This window comes from Paenibacillus radicis (ex Xue et al. 2023), assembly GCF_024722015.1.
Taxonomy (GTDB): domain Bacteria; phylum Bacillota; class Bacilli; order Paenibacillales; family NBRC-103111; genus Paenibacillus_S.
In genome coordinates this window covers 24,352-44,036 of the sequence record NZ_JANQBD010000020.1, presented here as the reverse complement: position 1 = coordinate 44,036, position 19,685 = coordinate 24,352, and the positions used below count along the sequence as shown (strand labels likewise).

Sequence of the window (19,685 nt, the reverse complement as noted above, 5' to 3'; positions counted from 1 at the left end):
CCTTTGTTAACTGAATTGTTTAAAAATATACATACAGAACAAGGAAATCAAACAAACAAGACTATATTAATACACCCTAGTAGCTTTTTCAAGTAAAAACGAAAAAAATGCACCCAAAGGAGTGCATTTTCACTAGTTTTTGTGACCAAACTCACAATATGATAGCTATTAATCCACCCGAGCCTTCATTGATAATCCGGCCAAGTGTTTCTTGAAGTTTGTAGCGGGCATTGTCCGGCATCATCGCAAGTTTGCCCTGGATCCCCTCACGAACGATTGAATGGAGCGATCGGCCGAATATATCGGACTCCCATATTTTCAATGGATTGTCTTCAAAATCCTGCATTAAATAACGGACAAGCTCCTCGCTTTGCTTCTCTGTTCCGATGATAGGAGAAAACTCGGATTCAACGTCAACACGAATCATATGGATAGAAGGTGCAGTGGCTTTCAATCTCACACCGAACCTGGAACCCTGTCTGATCAATTCCGGCTCATCCAAAGCCATTTCCTCCAGCGTAGGAGGCGCAATGCCGTAGCCAGTCGTTTTAACCATCTCAAGCGCTTCTGCAAAATGATCGTATTCACGTTTGGCATGACTGAACTCCTGCATCAGCTGTAAGAGGTGATCCTTGCCACGGATCTCCACTCCGACCACTTCCATCAGAATTCGATCATAGAGCTCATCTGGGGCGTACAGGTCAATTTCCGCAACACCCTGCCCCATATTCATACCCGCCAGAGCGGCCTTATCAATAAATTCGTATTCTTCAAAGTGGCTTACAACCCGATCTACATCACGCAGTCTGCGAATATCCTGCACCGTTTCACGGACTGAATTTTCGAAGTGCGAGCGCAGCCAGTGGCTGTCTTCTAGCACCATGACCCAGCTTGGCAGATTTACGTTCACTTCATGAACCGGGAACTCGTAAAGCACCTCACGCAGTACAGAGGTCATATCATCTTCATTCATATTCGCTACACTCATTGCAACAACGGGAATATCATGCGTCGCCTGCAGCTCGTTGCGCAGTTCCTGAGCAATTTCACCATTAGGCTTCGTTGAGTTGACAATGACTATAAACGGCTTGCCGACTTCCTTCAGCTCATTGATTATACGTGCTTCCGCGTCCGCATAGGAAGACCGCGGAATTTCTGCAATAGTACCGTCAGTTGTAATTACTACGCCTAAGGTTGCATGCTCCTGAATGACTTTGCGCGTACCTATCTCAGCCGCTTCTTGGAATGGAATAGCTTCATCAAACCAAGGTGTATTAATCATGCGGGGACCATGCTCGTCTTCGTAGCCTTTGGCGCCTTCCACAACGTAGCCTACACAATCAACCAAGCGAACATTAACATTCAGTCCTTCAGCCACATGCAGCTGCACCGCAGTATTGGGTACGAATTTCGGCTCAGTAGTCATGATGGTACGGCCTGCCGCGCTTTGCGGCAATTCGTCCGTAGCCCGGATACGATCAGCATCGTTCTGAATGTTAGGTAGTACGATTGATTCCATAAAGCGTTTGATGAACGTTGATTTTCCCGTACGGACCGCTCCAACGACCCCCAGGTAAATATCCCCGCCTGTACGCTCTGCAATGTCCTTAAAGATATCCACTTTTTCCAATGAGAATCCCTCCTACAGGTTGTTTAAGACGAAACTCGTACCTATGCTTTCGGACTAGTAAAAATATATGTACTAGCAGAAGAATTATGATGAATTATTGTCACTTTTTATTTTAATCACTCCTTGCCCATAACGACTTTAGCCAAGCCGCCGCATGATCCCTAAGTGAATATATGAATAAGGGACCAAGTATATGACGGAATAATTAAAAAAACCTCTGTTTCCCCTTCTAGAAGGTTTACAGAGGCCTGTATTGGTGTTCAAATTACTCTTTATTATCTGGTGTTGGCTGTCCATTCTTCCAACGGTAGGCGAACGAACGCGCCGGAATGTAGAACGATTCTTTCACCAATAACTCTCTCAAATCCTGTTTGGCATCCAAACTATTCTGAAGTGATTTCTTATCAATCAATCTCATCAACTCTTCCGAATAATCAATAGCCACTTCTCCGGATTCATTCATAATGAATGGCAAAATAACCTGTCGTGTATACATGCTTTGCACTTGTATCGGCTTTTTATTCATCTTTTCAAAATCGATTCGGGTAAAAGAAGGAGCTACCACTTCGCCCTTTGGCAAAGCTCCGGCGTTTTTGGACTTAAATTCATCCACAAGCTTCTGTGCTTCTACGGCTTGCTGATAAGAAACGAGATCCATCATTTTGACGGCAGGCTTAGTTTCGGGATCAACCAGCACATAGATTGCCGTTCCTCCGTTCTCAAAAGCGTTAACCGGCACATTGCTTATAAACGCTCGTTCTTTAAGCTTCTTAAAATCAATTGGATATTTCTCAAAGATCGGAGTAGATTCCGTACTGTTTTTAATAGGAAGTACACCCGTTTTCGCATGAAATTGGTCCACTGCATTCTGCACAACTACAACAAACTCTCCTGTTGCCGCTTGATTCTCTTTGCGCATCTCTTTAGGATACATGCAGCCTGTCAGAAAGGAGCAGCACAGCAGCAGTAATATAACAGCAGAGGCTGCTTTATTGATTCGTTTCACTCTATTCATCCTCCTGCTGCATCATTTCCAACTGCTTACGGATAGCTGCCTTTAACGGATCCTCAGGAATCGTTACTGTAACATTTCCTGTTACTTTGGCTTGGCAAGCCAAACGGTATCCCTGATCCTGCAGCCCACCCAGCTTCAATCGTTCATTTTGATTGATTGGGCCCAATCCGGAAGCATCTGAGTCCTTAACAATTACTTTACACATAAGACAGGCTGCCTTGCCGCCGCAGCGTGTTCTAATCTGCACCCTCGCTTTTCGTGAAGCATCCAATACCGTTGTTCCCGGCCGTACCTCTATGGTTTTGCCGTCCGGTAAAAAAGTTAAGTGTATACCCATCGGCCTGTAAACTCCTTTATGCCAGTACTTAATCCAGCTCTTTATTCACATGAAGCAATTGCATCAGCTGCGCAACCACGGCTTCGCTCAGTGAATTCCGTTCAATCAATTGGCGCATTGTCAGAGTCAACCCCACATTGCGACTGCGTATTACTGTTGCAATAGCTTCGTAGCGATCTGGACGGTTTCTCAGCAAGTTGAACAGCAACTCGTGCTCTAGCGGCATCACCTTCAGAGGAGAAGTTGAGACTTCATCATCCAGATCTGCCTCTTGGATAGTGTTCATTTCCAGTAAATGAGTATCAGCTAAATATGCCGCCTCCACTTTATATAAACTATCGAGAGCAGTAACCTCGAACCCGCCAACCAATTCAACGTTGATGCCATTTATATCATAGTGACTTAATATTGATTTATAAATTCCAGACTGATCCTCTATTTGTTGGTCTACAGAATACGGTAACAACACACGATGTATTACTGCCGCACCCGGTTTATCGGTGTATAAATCAAGATCACGAGGGGCTGCATGAAGCGGCACACCTTGAAGAAGCAGCCCACAGCTGCCTCCAACGAGCCACGGTTCTCTCACACTTCGAAGACTTAGATGCACCTGTCTGAGAGCCTCACTCAGCTTATTTATTAATGATTCCAAAGCGCTGCCCCCCTCTTAAACCCTGAACGGTGTTCAGGACGGACTCACGAATGCCTTTATTAGAAATAGGGCTTGTGAATCACCGTAACCGAACCATCCTGCTTGATAGCCGCCTGGCAGCTAAGCCTAAATCCTTCTTCAAGTTCTTCAGGCTCTAAACGGTCCCATTCTTCGTCAGTCGGCTCATTCAAATACTCTTTTCCTTCGGTTACGAGACAACGGCATCGCGCACATGTTCCACGAGCGCAAGAGAATCCCCAATCGACCTCATGCTTCAGCGCCAAATCCAATAAGGTAAGCTTGATCTCGGCGGGCACTTCTTTATGTATTTTTTTTCCTTTAAGCATTATCATAAGCAATTGAACTCCTCTGTCTATTTATCAATTACTAATCGTTATAAATTATAAGGTTACAAAATAGACACGATCATATAAAGTAAAATCGGTACAAACAAAAGAAAGGCAATAGTAGAAAGAATAAATCGCAAAACTCCAGTTGTTTTACTACGCGCGAAGGAAATCAGAAACGATGCACCCACCATCAAAGCAATGGCTATAAAGGATGCCCACATTTTATCCATTGAACTCATTTTATTGCTCCTATTCTATATTTTTTGCTATTCACGCGAATTTAAACAACCCTGATTATAACACAAAAAAAGCACAAGCGCCCTCTCAGGGAGCTCATGCCACAAAACTGTCTATTTTTTTGAGATCATTTTCATCAGCTGCTCCATATTGTTTGCGTTCATTTTACTGGATTTAATTGCAGAGATCAGCTCGTTCATAGTTGCTTCCGAAACCGGCACATTAACCAAGCTCGAAACCTGCTTAATCAATTGCTTTAACTGAGCATCGCTTTGAGTAGTAGAGGGCTTCACACCGCTTGCCAGCTTATATATATCCTTCTCACTGACATTCTTGCCGGTTTTCTTCTTAACTACATTAAGCACATCTTTGGATACATTCTTGTTGCTCATTGTCCTGTCCCTCCTTAACCTCATAGCTTCCACTGGAGTGGAACATGAATCTAAGGATAGTTTATGTACAGGAATGATCAATCGTGTAGGCGGTTGTCTAACCAAACCATTTTGTTTGTACGGGCTTGGCTACTTCTTCAATTTCATGAGTGCGTCCGCGGCCCATTAAATCCTGGGCTGCTGCTTTCGGTGACTTTCCTTCAAACAGGACGGCATAAAGTTCATCTGCTATAGGCATTGTAATCCCATGCTCACGTGATAGCCTGTACGCAGCCTGAGTAGTTTTAACACCTTCAACGACCATTCCCATCTGCTGAAGCACACTATCAAGGGGCTCACCCTGAGCCAATGTATATCCGGCACGCCAGTTACGGCTATGCTTGCTTGTACAAGTAACTACGAGGTCGCCTATGCCAGCTAAACCTGCGAACGTCAAAGGATTGCCTCCCATCGCAGTACCTAGACGAGATATCTCTGCTAGCCCCCGGGTTAGAAGCGCTGCCTTCGCGTTATCCCCGTACCCAAGTCCATCCGTGAGGCCTGCTCCAAGCGCAATAATATTTTTCAATGCACCGCCAACCTCAACGCCTACTACATCAGGATTCGTATACACTCGAAAGTAGGAATTAATCAATAGATCCTGAGCAGCTTCAGCAGCCTCAATATTTTCTGATGCAACAACTACGGTTGTAGGGCATTGTTTAATTACTTCCTCTGCATGGCTCGGGCCTGACAGTACAACGATAGTGGAAGGATCGTAATGAGGCAGCTCTTCTGCCAATACAGTGCTCATTCTTCGCAAGCTCATCGCCTCAAAACCTTTTGTAGCATGAACTAGAATCGTTTCCTGCCGAAGAAAAGGACGCATCTGCGAAGCAACCTCGCGCATAGAAGCGGAAGGAGCCACAACAAACACTGCACGTGCTTCGTGCAGCGCTTCTTCCATTGAGGTAGTGGCTCGGATTCCAGGCGATAGTTCAACGTCCCCCAGGAAACGATGATTTCGGTGTTCGTTATTTATTTCAGTTACCTGCTGCTGATTACGAGACCACAGCATAACATCCAATTGGTTCTCCGCCAAAACCGAAGCAATGGCCGTCCCCCAACTTCCTGCAACAAGAACAGATACTTTGTCAGACATGAACGCCATCTCCTTTTGTAACGGTTACACTTTATGTGTTAGTAAAATACAGCAGTCAGGCCGTTTTTTTGGAGGAGCCCAGTTTATTTTCCTGACCCTTCAATAGTCTGACGATATTAGATCGGTGACGAATCCAGGCGAATGCGAAAACTAATAAGCTGAAGTAAAAAATTTCAATCGGATAATGCATAAACCATACAAGAATAGGTAAAATTGCTGTAAACAATAATGATCCGAGAGAAACATAACGTGTAGCTGCAATTGCCAAAATACAAACGATACCGGCATACAAAGCAGGAAGTGGAGCTAAGGTCAGCATGACGCCTATCGTTGTTGCTATCCCTTTTCCGCCGCGGAATCCAAAATATATAGGCCAATTATGTCCTGCAATAGCCGCTACACCGCAAAGCACCAGGAGCAGCGCACTGCCGTCGCCAAGCCAATATCCAAGCAAAACAGCAATTACACCTTTAATAGCATCAAGCAATAAGACCGTTACACCGGGCCCTACCCCTAGAACCCGTAGTGTATTGGTAGCACCCGCATTCCCGCTGCCATGATTTCGGATATCAATTCCTTTCAACAGCTTACCGGCTAAAAAACTAAAGCTAATCGAGCCCAACAAATACCCGACCAGAATGGATATGACAAACCACACTTGCCATCTCTCCTATTCATCATCCGATTTTTTACGTGTAAAGATCCTAAGCGGGGTTCCTACAAAACCAAATGCTGCACGCACTTTGTTCTCCAAATAACGCTCATAAGAGAAGTGCATAAGCTCTGGATCGTTAACAAACAAGACTATCGTAGGCGGCTTGACAGCAACCTGGGTAGCATAATTGATTCTTAAGCGTCTGCCTTTGTCTGTTGGAGGCGGATTGATAGCAACTGCGTCAGAAATAACATCATTCAATACGTGAGTCTGAATCCGAAGAGCGTGCTGCTCCGCTACTTGGTTCACTACAGGGAGTAATTTATGAACCCTCTGTTTCGTTTTTGCCGATAAAAAAAGAATCGGTGCATAGCTCATGAACAGAAAATGATCACGAATTTTCTGCGTGAACACCTGCATCGTTTTTTCATCTTTATCAACAACATCCCACTTGTTTACAACAAAAATGGCAGCTTTACCAGCTTCATGAGCATAACCTGCAATATGCTTATCCTGCTCAATAATGCCCTCTTCACCATTGATCAGCACGAGGACTACATCAGCTCGTTCAATAGCTTTCATTGCACGCATGACGCTGTATTTCTCCGTATTTTCATACACTTTACCGCGTTTGCGCATCCCTGCCGTATCGATAACTACAAACTTCTGGCCGTCCTTCTCAAAAGGCGTGTCGATTGCATCACGAGTTGTTCCGGCAACATCACTAACGATGACTCGATCTTCCCCCAGAATGGTGTTCACCAATGAAGATTTTCCTACATTAGGCCGTCCAATTAGAGCTATGCGGGTTACATCTTCGCCATATTCATCATCCGAGGTTTCAGGAAAATGCTGAACGACTTCATCCAACAAATCGCCTATTCCTGTGCCATGAGAACCTGAAATGCCAAACGGAGTACCAAAGCCTAAGCTATAAAATTCATAAATATCATCCTGCCGCTTGATATTATCAATTTTATTAACAGCCAGCACGATTGGCTTCTTGGAGCGGAACAACAGCTCGGCCACTTCTGAATCCGAAGAGGTAATGCCACCCTTACCGTCGACCATAAAGATAATAACATCCGCTTCTTCAATAGCTAACTCGGCCTGCACACGTATGGACTTGAGCATTGCATCGTCTCCATCGATCTCAATGCCTCCGGTATCTATCACACTAAATTGATGTTCTAACCATTCACCTATTCCGTACAACCTGTCCCGGGTTACCCCCGGCATATCTTCTACAATTGCAAGCCTGTCTCCGATAATGCGGTTGAAAATCGTTGATTTCCCCACATTAGGTCGACCGACTATAGCTACAACGGGTCTTGCCATCAGACTTCATTCCTTTCTTGGATCCAGCAAATTCGCAACATGAAAAATTTCACAATCTACATCATAGCACTTGCCAACAAGTAAATCAACGCTGGATCCTTACCAAAATACGAAAGGATAACGGGCTTTTCTGCCTTTACAGACTAGCTGATTAGCATGATGGAGTACAAACACCTAGATTTTATGATCAACTAATATCATGGTGCCATTTTGTAAATCATGTGCAGAAGCATCTAATATTTTTTCTAATTTAAACGAAACCTTCTGCTGTTCATCCGAATTGCTCACAATAAATATTGGCGCTCCTCCAGCTACCTGGTTTATATCCGCTGTTACTACAGCGACAATTTTCCCCATTTCACAGCCCTTCCTTTCCCTCCGGATGTAAATTGGCTTCAGTTGGCATTCTTACAGCGCTTTCCAATACCGGCGATTGCATCAATATTCGCCTTGCCTTCTCAACATTACGTTCCTGGGGCAATAAAAAAACAGCTAAACGACCATCTGCCATATCCAGCTTGGCTAGCGGCAAAAGCGAAGGCTCCCCTTCATCGCGATAAATGCCTAATATTGTCGAAAGATCATGCAGTATTGCTTGACGCTGCCCGACATTGGCGAGTGTGACGCGGCAATTTTTGTTTTTGGGTACAAGAATCAAGCCTATTCCCCTCTTACGGATAATGCTTCTTGTATCCTCCAAGCCAACATTCATTATGTAGATATCATCAACAAACAAGTTAGGCCCATCCAGCCTAACCTCGGCAGTATGCACATCCGCAATATGGCTAATGCTTTTCCCTGACTTGAAGTGGTTAGTAATCAGAATAGCGCAAATTCCCGCTGCAATTCCCCAATACCACGAGAAAACGATACTGAACAAGGCTGCTATAAACGAGGTGAAAATAACCAAATAATTACGTCCTTCAAACACCATAGCTATACCTTCTATATATGTCGCTCCTCGAGGCACTAGCTCCATGCTGTCGATTTTGGAAAGCGTCTGCCGTTCCATGTTCCTTACATCCCGAAATTGTTGAGCGGCAAGGGATAGAAAGGTAACAGCCGTATAGTTTTTGTCCAGCAAGGACGGGACTGCAACCGAACCGAGACCGGCAGCTATGACGCCAAGTGAAATGTGAATGATTCTGCCATGGGGATACGTCGGGTATTGACGATAATCCGTTCTCAGCATGCTTAGTCTGGCAGCAAGCCCGAACACAACACCAAGCACAATACCGACCGTATATTTTTGCTCCACAATCCAGTTTAGCATAATAGCGCCTGCCTCTCATTTCTATTCCATCGAGCTTTTAATCACGGTAACGGACCATTTTTCTAACACCGGCAACAATCCAATTTACGCTTTTTTTACTCATTAGAAGCATGCCGGCCAGAAGCAAAGACATCCCCCGCATGACGTATACCGTAAGCCACCAGCGGTCCTGCAGCATCGTAGTTCCCAATTGAAATTCGATTTGTCCTTTATGAAGGAAACGGAAATAAGCTTCTCCCAACAATAAGCCTAACGAAACTGCTGCCAGCTGAACGGCTGGCACTTTGATCAGCGAGCTGATCAGAAATCCAATAAGCAGTGCCATAGAGAGTTCTACGCTGCCTAGTACCATGGAAGGGAACAGATGAATCGTTTCCTGCAAAAAGAAAGAAACCGATCCCAGTAATATACCTACAGATAGTACATGCAGCTTATACATGAGCCCGTGGGAACGCCACAATACAGCTACAATTAGAACCGCCAGAACGATTGTCCACAATCCAATACGTACATGCGGCAATGTAATTACAATCTCCATAGTCACTAACCACGAGACAAAAAAAAGAAGTATCACCTTTGAAGTTATACCTCTCATAAAATAATCCATCCAGCCACTAGCAAATAAAATCAACGATACGACCAGAAATAATAATGACAAATATCCCGGATTCATCTGCACCACCTAAGAGCTTTACTTCGTCAGCATCAACATAAATTTACAAGCAGCGACCTTGTAAACATTGTCTAAGCTGTACCAGTTCTTAGTATGGCTTTATTATGTAATTTTTATCAATCCCGTTCGAGTGGCATATTGCCGGACATTAATTCCCCTAACATCGCACCACTGTGCAGTTTCACCTGATATTACAACAGGAGCATTCCATAAATTCTGAATGGCCGGTGCTCCCAGCGCTGTCATAATCAGCTTTAATTCTTGATGAAAATCAGTAATTTGATTGATTAATGCTGAAGTACCTTCAGATCGCAACGTTCGGAGAAAGGCTCCTGCAATTCCAACTGCGGATGCCCCAAGTGTTAAGGCTTTGCATATATCAATAGTACTGCGAATTCCTCCGGACCCTATTACCGAAATGTCAGATTGTGATTCACTATTAAGTGCTTTGGATGCATTCATTACTTCCAGTAGGGAAACTGCCGTTTTACAACCCCAGTCGTTTAACCAATCCATAGGCAAAGAACGCCGCGCGTTCTCGATAGCTGCAAAATTAGTGCCGCCAGAGCCTCCTACATCAATAATCTTAACGCCCGCCTGTATTATTGCCGCAGCGCTTTCCTGCGCCATTCCAAAGCCTACTTCTTTGACGATTACAGGAACTCCTATGCTTTTGGTAATTAATGAGATTCGCTCCAGCATCCCCATAAAATTGCGGTCACCCTCAGGCATTATCAGCTCCTGCATGATGTTCAAATGAATCTGAATAGCATCAGCCTGTACCATTTCAACGGCTTGTTCCGCTTGCTCCAATGTGGCTTCGCTCCCCAAGTTACCAAAGATGATTCCTCGTGGATTCATCTTCCGGACTATTCGGTAGCTGGATGCAACCTCCGGATTTTTAATAGCGGCCATCTGGGAACCAACCGCCATTGCCAGCCCGGTTTCCCTCGCCGCAACAGCCAGTTCCTTGTTGATCTCTTCTGTCTCCTGCGCTCCGCCTGTCATGGCATTAACAATAATCGGCGAGCTCAGAGTGAGTTCGCCGATTATTGTTTGTAATGAAATAAGCTCAGTTGAGGTTTCAGGGAGACAATTAGGTATCAATTTGATATCAGCGAAACCTTGTTCACCGCTTTGTCCAAGCTGGAGAGCATGATGCACATGCTCCATTTTTCTTGGAATACGCACCCTGACTCCTCCTAAAAACCTATGATATTATTTCAACTTATTTGAATTTACTCAATTTATCGCCAAAACGCTCGCCTAATGTTAAGTTAAGTCCTTGATTTTGATATTCTTCAGCAATAACCGTTTCTTTAGGTGCTCTTGCCGGTCTGTCTGATTTAGGAGCACGCTCCGGAGTAGCCGGTGCTTCTTCGGTTTCTTTGATACTTAAGCTGATTCTTTTCTCTCCAGCATTCACATCAAGAATTTTAGCCTGAACCTCTTGACCTTCCTTCAATACTTCCGAAGGAGTTCCGATATGGCGGTGTGCGATCTGAGAAATGTGAACCAATCCTTCAACGCCCGGAGCTACTTCGACAAAAGCACCGAATTGTGCTAGACGTTTTACAGTACCCGTTACAATATCACCAACATTGAAGCTGCTGGTTACTTGCTGCCATGGGCCTGGTTGGGTAGCTTTGATACTCAAGCTGATACGCTCATTAGCAGGATCCAGCTTCAAGATTTGAACTCTCACTTGATCGCCTTCTTTAACAACCTCTGCAGGGGTTTCAACATGATGCCACGCCATTTCGGAGATATGCACCAGACCGTCTACTCCGCCGATATCAACGAAAGCGCCGAATTGTGTCAAACGTTGAACAGTTCCGTCTAACTCTTGACCAACGGATAGCTGTGCGAAAACCTCTTTCTTTTTCGCTTCGAACTCTTCATCCAATACATCCTTTTGGGACAAGATGACTTTGTTCTTCTCGCGATCCATTTCTTTCACACGCAATCTAAGCGTACGTCCTTTGTAATCGCTGAAATCTTCAACAAAAGAACGCTCCACCATCGATGCTGGCACGAATCCTCTCAGACCTACGTCAACCACAAGACCGCCTTTGACAACCTCAGCTACAACAGCCTCAAGAATCGTCTTGTTTTCCATTTCGCTTGCCAGCTGTTCCCATGCTTTTTCACTGTCAACTACACGTTTGGAGAGCTCCAGCTTCTCCTTGCTATCATTGATGGAAAGCACTTTTAATTCCACTTCCTGACCAACCTGAACACTTTCACCGGCACTACCTACGGTTACGGATGAAAGCTCGCGAACTGGAATAACTCCATCATACTTATAACCGATGTCAACGAATGCTTGATCATCGTCAACTTTAATAATTGTACCTTTAACCGTATCGCCCTTCTTCAGAACTGCTACATTAGCCATAGATTCCTCTTGGGATACTTCTTGTTGCGCTTCTTCTGCTTGTACGTTTTGTTCTACATTTGTTTCTTCTGACATGGTTCAATTCCCTCCTTGATTAGCAACCTCAACCAATAAGTAATTAGTTACAATTGCTGCTATCTTATATAATTTACCGACGCAGTAAAGATACGCGGTTAATTGTTTTTCTAAGTATTCCACATTCTATCATTTCGATTCGTATTGCTTTACCATAGTACGGATAACCGACAAAATTTTGTCAGTTGCCTGTTCGAGTCCTTCTGACCCTTGATCGGCAAATTCACTAATATCAACGGGTTTGCCGTATACCAATGTTAATTGTTTAAACGGTTTGTATCCACCAACAATAGCTGCCGGTACAACTGTAGCTCCCGACTTCAAGGCTAAACTGGCAGCACCCTTCTTGCCCATTCCCCCTGCATTGCTTCTAGACCCCTCAGGAAAAATCCCAAGAATCTTGTTTTCACTAAGCAATTGCAGCGACAAGCGAATCGACTCTTTACTGACTCCGCCGCGCTTGACGGGAAACGCACTTATTCTTGGGAGAACCCAGCCCAATACCGGAACATCGAATAGCTCGGCTTTTGCCATATAATGTACACGTCTTCCTACTAACGGACTCCCTAATAATGGAGGGTCCATGTTACTCGTATGATTAGCGCATAAAATGACGGGCTTTCCGTGTGGAACATTCTCCAAACCTACAACTTTCAAACGAAAAACAAGCCGGAATATAAAATGAAAAAGGGCGCGAAGCGTTGAATAAAGCATACTACTTCCCTCCGCCGACTTCAGTCCTGCAAAGCTCCAATATACGTTCAACCACTTGGGGAATCGGCATACTAGTAGTATCTAACAGAACGGCATCCGGTGCTTGAACGAGTGGAGCTGTTTCTCTGGATTCATCCATTCTGTCCCTTGCCGCTATTTCTGCTTCAAGCTGTTCCAAGGTTACATCGGTACGATCATCCTGAATCTCTTTGTACCTCCGTTCGGCTCTTACCCTTACACTAGCCGTTAGAAACACCTTCAGCTCTGCGTTCGGAAGTACATGGCTGCCAATATCTCTGCCATCCATAACTACTCCTTTGTTAGCCGCCAACTGTTTTTGTTTGACAGTTAAATTGCGACGAACTTCAGCAATTGCAGCAATTTGCGACACATTATTCGTTACTTCAGCAGAACGGATATCCAGTGTCACATCTTGTCCATTCACAAATACCTGTTGTCCATTCTCACCCGGAGCAAGACGAATCTCCATCCGTTCTGTAGCGGCAATAACCTCCGCTGTATGATCCGGACTCAATCCCAAACGTAGTACATTCCATGTGACTGCTCTATACATGGCCCCCGTATCTACGTAAACAAATCCTAAAGTATTGGCAACAAGCCGGGCAATAGTACTCTTCCCCGCTCCCGCCGGACCGTCTATAGCAATGTTGAACTTATCCAAAACGCGGGCCTCCCAGCAATAAAAAAGAAAATACGATAAAGCTTTATTTTACAGGCCCTGCCTGTGATCGAAGAAAATTATACCATAGGTGAAAGAGGGATTGCAAAGTTGCCTCCCTCTTAATCCATGTGGTAGAAGTTTCTTTCATTCCGAACGAACGAAAGAGACCCCTTCCAATTGTTCCACCTTCACCAAGTAATAACGGATACTTGGAGACAGCAGCAGCAGCTGAAAAATCAATAATAACGTCAATAATCCGATTGTTGCTCGTACAAGCCATTTTTCCACTAAAGCCGAAAACATTAAAAATATGTCTTCATACCTGTTGGGCTGATTGGGATCATCATTATTATCCACAGTCACCGCTCCATAAACTACTTTTGGAGGTAGTTTGTCCATAAAGCAGTAAAATATGCATTACCGTTTACGGAAATCGAGCTGTCTTTCAAAACAGTACCGAATAATCTTTTGTCGATCTCTGTCGGATATTTCAGCAAACCGCATCATAACCTGCTGCTTCCCGCTTTCCAACTGCTTAACTCGAACCAATTCACCATTAAAAGGGATATGCTCGATCTGACCATTTCTATAATGGGCCAATAGCCAGCAGCTCACTATTTGTTGACTGGCAAGGGGGATGTATCCATCACAAATAAAAGATATTCCACCACCGCCAACGTCATCCGTAACGGCTATAAATTGCAGCTGCTCCGAAAATTTAACAGCCATTTCAAGCTCTGCTGGCACTCGTAGAAAGCTGCGACGCTGAACCTTCGTAATGGCATCGGGCTCCGGCTTTCTAATATGTACCATGCGGATTACATCATCGGAAAATCCTAATACCGAGGACGTAAAATAGTTTTTAACACCGCCATCGGTAATGAAATAGGCCGACAGTTCATCGCCGACATAAAGCCTCTTTAAGCGGCCTGTTTTTTCGTTAAGTGGAACTTCCATGCTGATATAACTGTTACTAATATCAGAAATTCTCGATTTCAACTCTTGTTTTGCTTCTTCCTCATCAATCGAGTTTATTTGTATATGTAAAATTTGATTTACCTTTGGAAGCAAAATTTGCACCTCCCATCGTTGTTATAACCAGTACCATAGTACTAGACTCTACCATTTATTATAGCATGACGAGAACAGATGGGAAGCAAAAAAAAGGAGACTCTGTAAAAGTCTCCTTCTCCTGATTCGTATTTTACGCATTACTTACTTTTTCATCATTTTGTCGAAGCCGCTCTATTTTTTCTTCAACGCCATTTTCCGCATTAATATAGATCCGGTATATTCCACCGTTGATCTTACCCATAAATTGATGACACAACACTTCCTCTTGTGTATCATTGCGAATTAAGGCCAGCGCCTCATGTTCTGTTTTAAAGTTCGGATTCAATACTTTACGTGCTTCCTCAACCGTTAATTTAGGGGCCTTCAACTGACGCTCCTTATGATCGAATACATAATCGGTTGCTTGAAGCCCTGTCACTTCACCATTGTCCAGCGCTACCTTAACAGACAGCTTGTCCAGAAAGTTGATAATGTCATTATCACGGCTTGCAAAAGTAACATTAGCTATATTGGTATACTCGTCATAGCTGACTGCTGTCATATTGCCGTAGCCATGCGAATCCAGAAATTCTGCTGCAATATCTCTGGCACGGCGAATGTCCAGCTTCCTCTCCTTCACATCCCTTGTGAAAGCAAACCATAACAGCTGGCCGCCTTTTGTGCTGTAATCCATATGAATCCCATCAGCTGAATTTTCTTTAGGTGCCGAAACGCTGAAGGAATGATATTCCGTTCCAGGACCGTTTTCAACTACTTGAAAAGAACTTGTATCTTGAACCCCAAGAAATTGGGCTGCCTTTTGTTTTATCTCCTCTGCAGTCACATTATTCCCTGATAGCATATTCATGTCATGCTTTTGAAAAACATTTAACATGGAAGGACTCCACTTGACGTCCGAATAATCGCCGACTTTCTTATCCACCGTTTGAAAGCCGTCTATGATTGCGTTATCCAGAGGCTCCTTCTGTGTAGCCAATGCCGTTTCAACATCCATCCAGCGCAAGTTATTATCAAGCACTTTGGTCTGCATGCTTCGAAGATCCGTAGAAATTTCCGTTGCATGGGTATACAGCGCGTTTAACGTCTTCATCTCTTCTTCGGTCAGCGGCTGCTTTGTTAAATCGCGTACAGCGGCCCGGTATGAGAAATTAGCCATATTGGCCAGAAACTCCTCGGTCTTATTAAAAGGTAGCAGAGTCAAAGGCAGCTGATTAATTTCGCTTTGCGCTTGACTGGTGATCCTCCAGACGTTGATTAATCCTTTTTTATACGAATCTTGGGACATCGTATTGACTGCCAATGTATTCCCTAATTCATTGTGAAGACTTTCAACATGGTACGATAAATCGTGGAAGGCTCTTTGGTATTGATTTTCCGCTTTGATCAAAATCGCATTTTTCTCCTGATGCTCTAAATAACCCCACAAACCTGCACCAACCAATGCTATAAACAAAATGGGAAACATTACAATACTTAATCTTTTATACATATTCGTGAAAGCTCCCTTCATCAGCCAAACTTGGGTTTAGCTTTCGCTGAAGGAAGAAGTCTTATACACATAATCTTTAACAAACAAAAAAAGAAGCCCCGCAGGCTTCTCACATTCCATTCGTATCAATATCAAAATCAGAATCATTACTGCAGATACATTGCTTAAATCCTGTATCGATTTTGCCTTTGTCTCTTCTCCCTTTAAGCACAAAGCGTTCACCGCATTTTTTACAGCGAATAGTCACTTTGACACGATCATTTACCGTCATGCATTCCCTCCGGTTTGTTATATTAATATGCAGTATAGACAAACCGGTTATATTTTAACCTGATCCTCTGATTGAATAACTCGTAGTGGCGACTTGGAATTGGCCCGATTGACCTTCTTTAAGCTGCGTGCCCACAAAAATACCATCAACGGGATCATAAACCATACCCAATACGATTTCGTAGTCAGCAAAATGTAATCGTATAATCCATGCCAAAAAATAGGGAATAAAATGGAATATGCCAAGTACCTTGTTTTGCGATCGGGTGTAAACTTAGATTTCCCTAAGTAATAACCCATGATGACCCCGAACATCGCATGACCGGAAACGGGAAGTAACGCTCTAGACAACAGTGAGGAAATACTCGCCGAGTTAAGAAAGGCATAAAACACATTCTCCAAAGTTGCAAAACCAAGAGAAACGGCTACAGCATAAACAATCCCGTCATAGGGCTCATCGAAAGAAGCATGCTGGTAAATTACAATATAAACTATAAACCATTTCAAAAATTCCTCTAACCCTGCCGAAATGATAAATGAAAATACAAGCGGATCATCGCCTAAGCCATGAGCAAAAGCCCGCTGCAGTACCATGACAGGAAAAACGAGCAGTACACCGAACAAAAATAATTTCATAACCAGATGTATAGGTTCAGTATCATACCTATCCTTCAAGTAAAAATAAGCCAGCAGAGCGACACCCGGCGCAATGGCCGCCGTCAAGACTGACAAGACGCTCAACGTGTCCCCTCCGTTCCTTGGGTTTTATATGGGAAAGCAAATTTCTGACAAATAGCCATAATACCGGATCAAAAGTAACTGCCTTCGGCCGCTGTTGAAATCGGGTTATTTTGAATTAACAGTACTGATGCGATAATAACCCGATTTCAAAGGCTGCACGTAAACTCTAAGGCAGTTACTTTGACCTCCATTATTTTCTTCGTCAGGAAAATAAGAACCCAAATAAAACCTGCCAATACTATTATAAATAAAAAATCAAACCCAGCCGCGGTAACGGGAAGCTTCGGCCATTTTCCGTACACCGACCATATAAGCGGCCAGACGCATATTAATTTTTCTTGTGATATGAACATTATAGACATTTTCAAAGCCTTTTTCCATCATTTCTTGCAATCTGGAATGCACTTCAGCTTCTGTCCAGTAATACCCTTGGTTATTTTGAACCCATTCGAAATACGAAACGACCACACCGCCAGCGCTTGCCAAGACATCTGGTACTATTAGAATCCCCCGGTCCGTCAAAATTTGGGTAGCTTCAAATGTAGTTGGACCGTTGGCCGCTTCAACTATAATAGATGCTTGAATTCGTTCAGCGTTTTCCAAAGTAATCTGATTCTCAATCGCCGCCGGAACAAGAATATCACATTCCAACTCCAACAATTCTTTGTTAGTAATCGTTTCTTTAAACAGGTTTGTAACCGTACCGAAGGAATCACGCCGGTCCAATAAATACTCAATATCAAGACCATCCTTATTATAAAGGGCTCCATAAGCATCTGAAATACCAATGACCTTAGCCCCGGCCTCATACATAAACTTGGCCAGAAAGCTGCCCGCATTCCCAAAGCCTTGAATAACAACTCGGGCATCATGAAGAGGGATTCCCTTTTTCTTCAATGCCTGATCGATCATTATAGTAACCCCTTTGGCTGTGGCCGTCTCACGTCCATGAGAGCCGCCTAGAACCAATGGCTTGCCTGTTATAAAATTGGAAGCGTCGAACTCTCGAATACGGCTGTATTCATCCATCATCCAAGCCATTATTTGAGAATTCGTCATAACATCCGGCGCCGGGATATCCTTGGTAGGTCCAACTATTTGACTAATAGCTCTAACGTATCCACGACTCAATCGTTCAAGCTCACGAAAAGACATCTTCCGCGGATCGCATATGATGCCGCCTTTTCCGCCCCCATAAGGCAAATCAACAATACCGCATTTTAAACTCATCCATATCGAAAGCGCCTTTACTTCGTCCTCCGTCACTTCCGGATGAAAACGAACACCGCCCTTGGTTGGTCCGACAGCATCGTTATGCTGAGCACGGTAGCCCGTAAATATCCTAATAGAATCATCGTCCATTCGAATAGGGATTCGTACTGTCATAATCCTCATCGGCTCTTTCAGCAGCTCTACCATCGCTGAAGAATAACCAAGCCTGGTCAGTGCATCTTCGATTATTAATTGCGTAGCTTGAAGCACGTTTAAGTTTTCAGTCATCAGAACCATCCTTTGCTTCGTTAACTATTTATATGAAGAGTGTTTTCAGGTAACCTTACTATGCACATTTCATTTTCTTTAGTTCTGCATTGTTTGTATTCTTACACTTTCACGCCGCGCTGATTCATCAAGCCAGACACAATTCAAAACCCGCAGCTATAGGAGCTGCTCTAAAGGAACAGATAGCACATGCACAGCCCATACAAACCGCAAAAAAGCACTCCGCAAAAACAATACTGTTTTTGAGAATGCTTTGGGCAATTATTTGAAGTGTGTACAGAGTACATTAACAGCATCAGCAGCAATAACTGTTTTTCCGTATTCCTCAAGAACCGCCCGAGTTACGGAAGCTGCATCTCCATACTCCGACAGAACTGCTATGACAGCCTGGTAACCGTTCTCTTCCATATCAACGGCATCCAGCTGCAAAAACCACTTGTTCTTATAGGAGAATAAGATCCCACCATCGGTTACCATCGGCTGTAACACCTTGGCCATGCGCAAGAGGTCTTCAAAATCATGAAACACATAGGAGATTTGGTCGGACTGCTCCAATGTGACCTCTAGCTCATACATTTCTTCGACTTCCTCATCATACGATTCGCCTGAATGATGGAAGTCCATCTTGCTGCGAGTGACGATAACAACCATTCCTTGAGCGGGTAGCGCTAATACTTCGACAGCCAAAGGTCCTGAGGGATCGAATCCCAATTCGGTGTAAGCTTGATCCATCATATCACTGAACAGCTCGTGAACCTTGGGGATCTCCCTCCACATATCATCCTTTTGAATGCCTCGCTCCGTCAAGTCGTCGAATGTGAGAAAAATCCGTATCTTGTCCTGACTTAAACGCTCCATTTTCATACAGGATTCCTCCCTTGCCGCCACTTATAATAACAGCTTATGAAGTAAGGTTAAAAAGGTGTGTAAGCTTCACAGCTTGTATTCAATTATATGAGTATTATATCACAACATAACAAAAAATGTCTTGTGCTCATAAAAAAAGAAAAGGGCATAAGCGAAAAATCCGCTCATGCCCAGCATTT

Annotated in this window: 24 protein-coding genes; all 24 read right to left on the bottom strand. The window is 43.8% G+C overall.

Translation table 11 applies throughout. The annotated features are described in order from the left end of the window. Nucleotides 1–151: 151 nt before the first annotated feature. Nucleotides 152–1,630 carry a stage IV sporulation protein A gene (spoIVA, locus tag NV381_RS24985; protein WP_171655818.1) on the bottom strand — a complete coding sequence of 493 codons (1,479 nt, stop codon included), beginning with the start codon at nt 1,628–1,630 and terminating at the stop codon, nt 152–154. A 265-nt stretch (nt 1,631–1,895) separates the two neighbouring features. Then, entirely contained in the window at nt 1,896–2,636 is a 741-nt protein-coding gene (locus NV381_RS24980; protein WP_258216019.1) for a hypothetical protein, read from the bottom strand. A 1-nt stretch (nt 2,637) separates the two neighbouring features. Continuing rightward, complete coding sequence (locus NV381_RS24975) at nt 2,638–2,982, bottom strand: 2Fe-2S iron-sulfur cluster-binding protein (protein WP_258216018.1); 345 nt, start codon at nt 2,980–2,982, stop codon at nt 2,638–2,640. A 28-nt stretch (nt 2,983–3,010) separates the two neighbouring features. Then, on the bottom strand, nt 3,011–3,637 hold the full coding sequence (locus tag NV381_RS24970; RefSeq protein ID WP_258216017.1) for a hypothetical protein: 627 nt from the start codon (nt 3,635–3,637) through the stop codon (nt 3,011–3,013). Between the two features lie 59 nt (nt 3,638–3,696). Then, nucleotides 3,697–3,990, bottom strand: a complete 294-nt coding sequence (locus tag NV381_RS24965; RefSeq protein WP_258216016.1) for a (2Fe-2S)-binding protein — start codon at nt 3,988–3,990, stop codon at nt 3,697–3,699. Nucleotides 3,991–4,046: 56 nt separating this feature from the next. Continuing rightward, on the bottom strand, nt 4,047–4,226 hold the full coding sequence (locus NV381_RS24960) for a DUF2768 family protein (protein WP_258216015.1): 180 nt from the start codon (nt 4,224–4,226) through the stop codon (nt 4,047–4,049). Nucleotides 4,227–4,337: 111 nt separating this feature from the next. Continuing rightward, entirely contained in the window at nt 4,338–4,616 is a 279-nt protein-coding gene (locus tag NV381_RS24955; RefSeq protein WP_258216014.1) for a stage VI sporulation protein F, read from the bottom strand. Nucleotides 4,617–4,713: 97 nt separating this feature from the next. Further along, nucleotides 4,714–5,757, bottom strand: coding sequence for an NAD(P)H-dependent glycerol-3-phosphate dehydrogenase (locus NV381_RS24950; protein WP_258216013.1), 1,044 nt, complete (start codon nt 5,755–5,757; stop codon nt 4,714–4,716). 55 nt (nt 5,758–5,812) lie between these two features. Beyond that, entirely contained in the window at nt 5,813–6,415 is a 603-nt protein-coding gene (gene plsY / locus NV381_RS24945; protein ID WP_258216012.1) for a glycerol-3-phosphate 1-O-acyltransferase PlsY, read from the bottom strand. A 12-nt stretch (nt 6,416–6,427) separates the two neighbouring features. Continuing rightward, a complete protein-coding gene (gene der / locus NV381_RS24940) occupies nt 6,428–7,750 on the bottom strand; it encodes a ribosome biogenesis GTPase Der (RefSeq protein ID WP_258216011.1) in 1,323 nt (440 codons plus the stop codon). Between the two features lie 174 nt (nt 7,751–7,924). Next, nucleotides 7,925–8,107 carry a capping complex subunit for YIEGIA gene (locus tag NV381_RS24935; RefSeq protein WP_258216010.1) on the bottom strand — a complete coding sequence of 61 codons (183 nt, stop codon included), beginning with the start codon at nt 8,105–8,107 and terminating at the stop codon, nt 7,925–7,927. Nucleotide 8,108: 1 nt separating this feature from the next. Beyond that, nucleotides 8,109–9,023 (bottom strand): YIEGIA family protein, encoded by a 915-nt coding sequence (locus NV381_RS24930; protein WP_258216009.1) that lies wholly within the window; start codon nt 9,021–9,023, stop codon nt 8,109–8,111. Nucleotides 9,024–9,060: 37 nt separating this feature from the next. Further along, nucleotides 9,061–9,696 (bottom strand): hypothetical protein, encoded by a 636-nt coding sequence (locus NV381_RS24925; RefSeq protein WP_258216008.1) that lies wholly within the window; start codon nt 9,694–9,696, stop codon nt 9,061–9,063. A 102-nt stretch (nt 9,697–9,798) separates the two neighbouring features. Then, a complete protein-coding gene (gene fni, locus NV381_RS24920; protein ID WP_308862241.1) occupies nt 9,799–10,887 on the bottom strand; it encodes a type 2 isopentenyl-diphosphate Delta-isomerase in 1,089 nt (362 codons plus the stop codon). A 37-nt stretch (nt 10,888–10,924) separates the two neighbouring features. After that, complete coding sequence (gene rpsA, locus NV381_RS24915; RefSeq protein WP_258216007.1) at nt 10,925–12,169, bottom strand: 30S ribosomal protein S1; 1,245 nt, start codon at nt 12,167–12,169, stop codon at nt 10,925–10,927. 129 nt (nt 12,170–12,298) lie between these two features. Continuing rightward, nucleotides 12,299–12,883: a lysophospholipid acyltransferase family protein gene (locus NV381_RS24910; RefSeq protein ID WP_258216006.1), complete on the bottom strand. Its 585-nt coding sequence runs from the start codon at nt 12,881–12,883 to the stop codon at nt 12,299–12,301. A 1-nt stretch (nt 12,884) separates the two neighbouring features. Continuing rightward, complete coding sequence (gene cmk, locus NV381_RS24905) at nt 12,885–13,565, bottom strand: (d)CMP kinase (RefSeq protein ID WP_258216005.1); 681 nt, start codon at nt 13,563–13,565, stop codon at nt 12,885–12,887. A gap of 144 nt (nt 13,566–13,709) precedes the next feature. Continuing rightward, nucleotides 13,710–13,922: a hypothetical protein gene (locus tag NV381_RS24900; RefSeq protein WP_258216004.1), complete on the bottom strand. Its 213-nt coding sequence runs from the start codon at nt 13,920–13,922 to the stop codon at nt 13,710–13,712. 60 nt (nt 13,923–13,982) lie between these two features. Continuing rightward, nucleotides 13,983–14,636 carry a flagellar brake protein gene (locus NV381_RS24895; protein WP_258216003.1) on the bottom strand — a complete coding sequence of 218 codons (654 nt, stop codon included), beginning with the start codon at nt 14,634–14,636 and terminating at the stop codon, nt 13,983–13,985. 133 nt (nt 14,637–14,769) lie between these two features. Continuing rightward, complete coding sequence (gene ypeB / locus NV381_RS24890) at nt 14,770–16,128, bottom strand: germination protein YpeB (RefSeq protein WP_258216002.1); 1,359 nt, start codon at nt 16,126–16,128, stop codon at nt 14,770–14,772. Between the two features lie 109 nt (nt 16,129–16,237). Continuing rightward, complete coding sequence (locus NV381_RS24885) at nt 16,238–16,399, bottom strand: hypothetical protein (protein ID WP_258216001.1); 162 nt, start codon at nt 16,397–16,399, stop codon at nt 16,238–16,240. Nucleotides 16,400–16,446: 47 nt separating this feature from the next. Next, nucleotides 16,447–17,139: a glutamic-type intramembrane protease PrsW gene (gene prsW / locus NV381_RS24880; RefSeq protein ID WP_258216000.1), complete on the bottom strand. Its 693-nt coding sequence runs from the start codon at nt 17,137–17,139 to the stop codon at nt 16,447–16,449. A 255-nt stretch (nt 17,140–17,394) separates the two neighbouring features. Then, nucleotides 17,395–18,639, bottom strand: a complete 1,245-nt coding sequence (locus NV381_RS24875; protein ID WP_419182298.1) for a Glu/Leu/Phe/Val family dehydrogenase — start codon at nt 18,637–18,639, stop codon at nt 17,395–17,397. Nucleotides 18,640–18,900: 261 nt separating this feature from the next. Further along, nucleotides 18,901–19,503, bottom strand: coding sequence for a genetic competence negative regulator (locus tag NV381_RS24870; protein ID WP_258215998.1), 603 nt, complete (start codon nt 19,501–19,503; stop codon nt 18,901–18,903). Nucleotides 19,504–19,685 lie beyond the last annotated feature (182 nt).

Excerpts from the sequence above, each read along its gene's own strand:
- NV381_RS24885 (WP_258216001.1), bottom strand. The coding sequence starts at position 16,399 with ATGACGGTAAATGATCGTGTCAAAGTGACTATTCGCTGTAAAAAATGC.
- NV381_RS24975 (WP_258216018.1), bottom strand. The coding sequence starts at position 2,982 with ATGGGTATACACTTAACTTTTTTACCGGACGGCAAAACCATAGAGGTA.
- NV381_RS24910 (WP_258216006.1), bottom strand. The coding sequence starts at position 12,883 with ATGCTTTATTCAACGCTTCGCGCCCTTTTTCATTTTATATTCCGGCTT.
- NV381_RS24960 (WP_258216015.1), bottom strand. The coding sequence starts at position 4,226 with ATGAGTTCAATGGATAAAATGTGGGCATCCTTTATAGCCATTGCTTTG.
- NV381_RS24870 (WP_258215998.1), bottom strand. The coding sequence starts at position 19,503 with ATGAAAATGGAGCGTTTAAGTCAGGACAAGATACGGATTTTTCTCACA.
- NV381_RS24955 (WP_258216014.1), bottom strand. The coding sequence starts at position 4,616 with ATGAGCAACAAGAATGTATCCAAAGATGTGCTTAATGTAGTTAAGAAG.
- rpsA (WP_258216007.1), bottom strand. The coding sequence starts at position 12,169 with ATGTCAGAAGAAACAAATGTAGAACAAAACGTACAAGCAGAAGAAGCG.
- ypeB (WP_258216002.1), bottom strand. The coding sequence starts at position 16,128 with ATGTATAAAAGATTAAGTATTGTAATGTTTCCCATTTTGTTTATAGCA.
- NV381_RS24925 (WP_258216008.1), bottom strand. The coding sequence starts at position 9,696 with ATGAATCCGGGATATTTGTCATTATTATTTCTGGTCGTATCGTTGATT.
- NV381_RS24950 (WP_258216013.1), bottom strand. The coding sequence starts at position 5,757 with ATGTCTGACAAAGTATCTGTTCTTGTTGCAGGAAGTTGGGGGACGGCC.
- NV381_RS24965 (WP_258216016.1), bottom strand. The coding sequence starts at position 3,990 with ATGATAATGCTTAAAGGAAAAAAAATACATAAAGAAGTGCCCGCCGAG.
- NV381_RS24875 (WP_419182298.1), bottom strand. The coding sequence starts at position 18,639 with ATGACTGAAAACTTAAACGTGCTTCAAGCTACGCAATTAATAATCGAA.
- NV381_RS24930 (WP_258216009.1), bottom strand. The coding sequence starts at position 9,023 with ATGCTAAACTGGATTGTGGAGCAAAAATATACGGTCGGTATTGTGCTT.
- NV381_RS24935 (WP_258216010.1), bottom strand. The coding sequence starts at position 8,107 with ATGGGGAAAATTGTCGCTGTAGTAACAGCGGATATAAACCAGGTAGCT.
- der (WP_258216011.1), bottom strand. The coding sequence starts at position 7,750 with ATGGCAAGACCCGTTGTAGCTATAGTCGGTCGACCTAATGTGGGGAAA.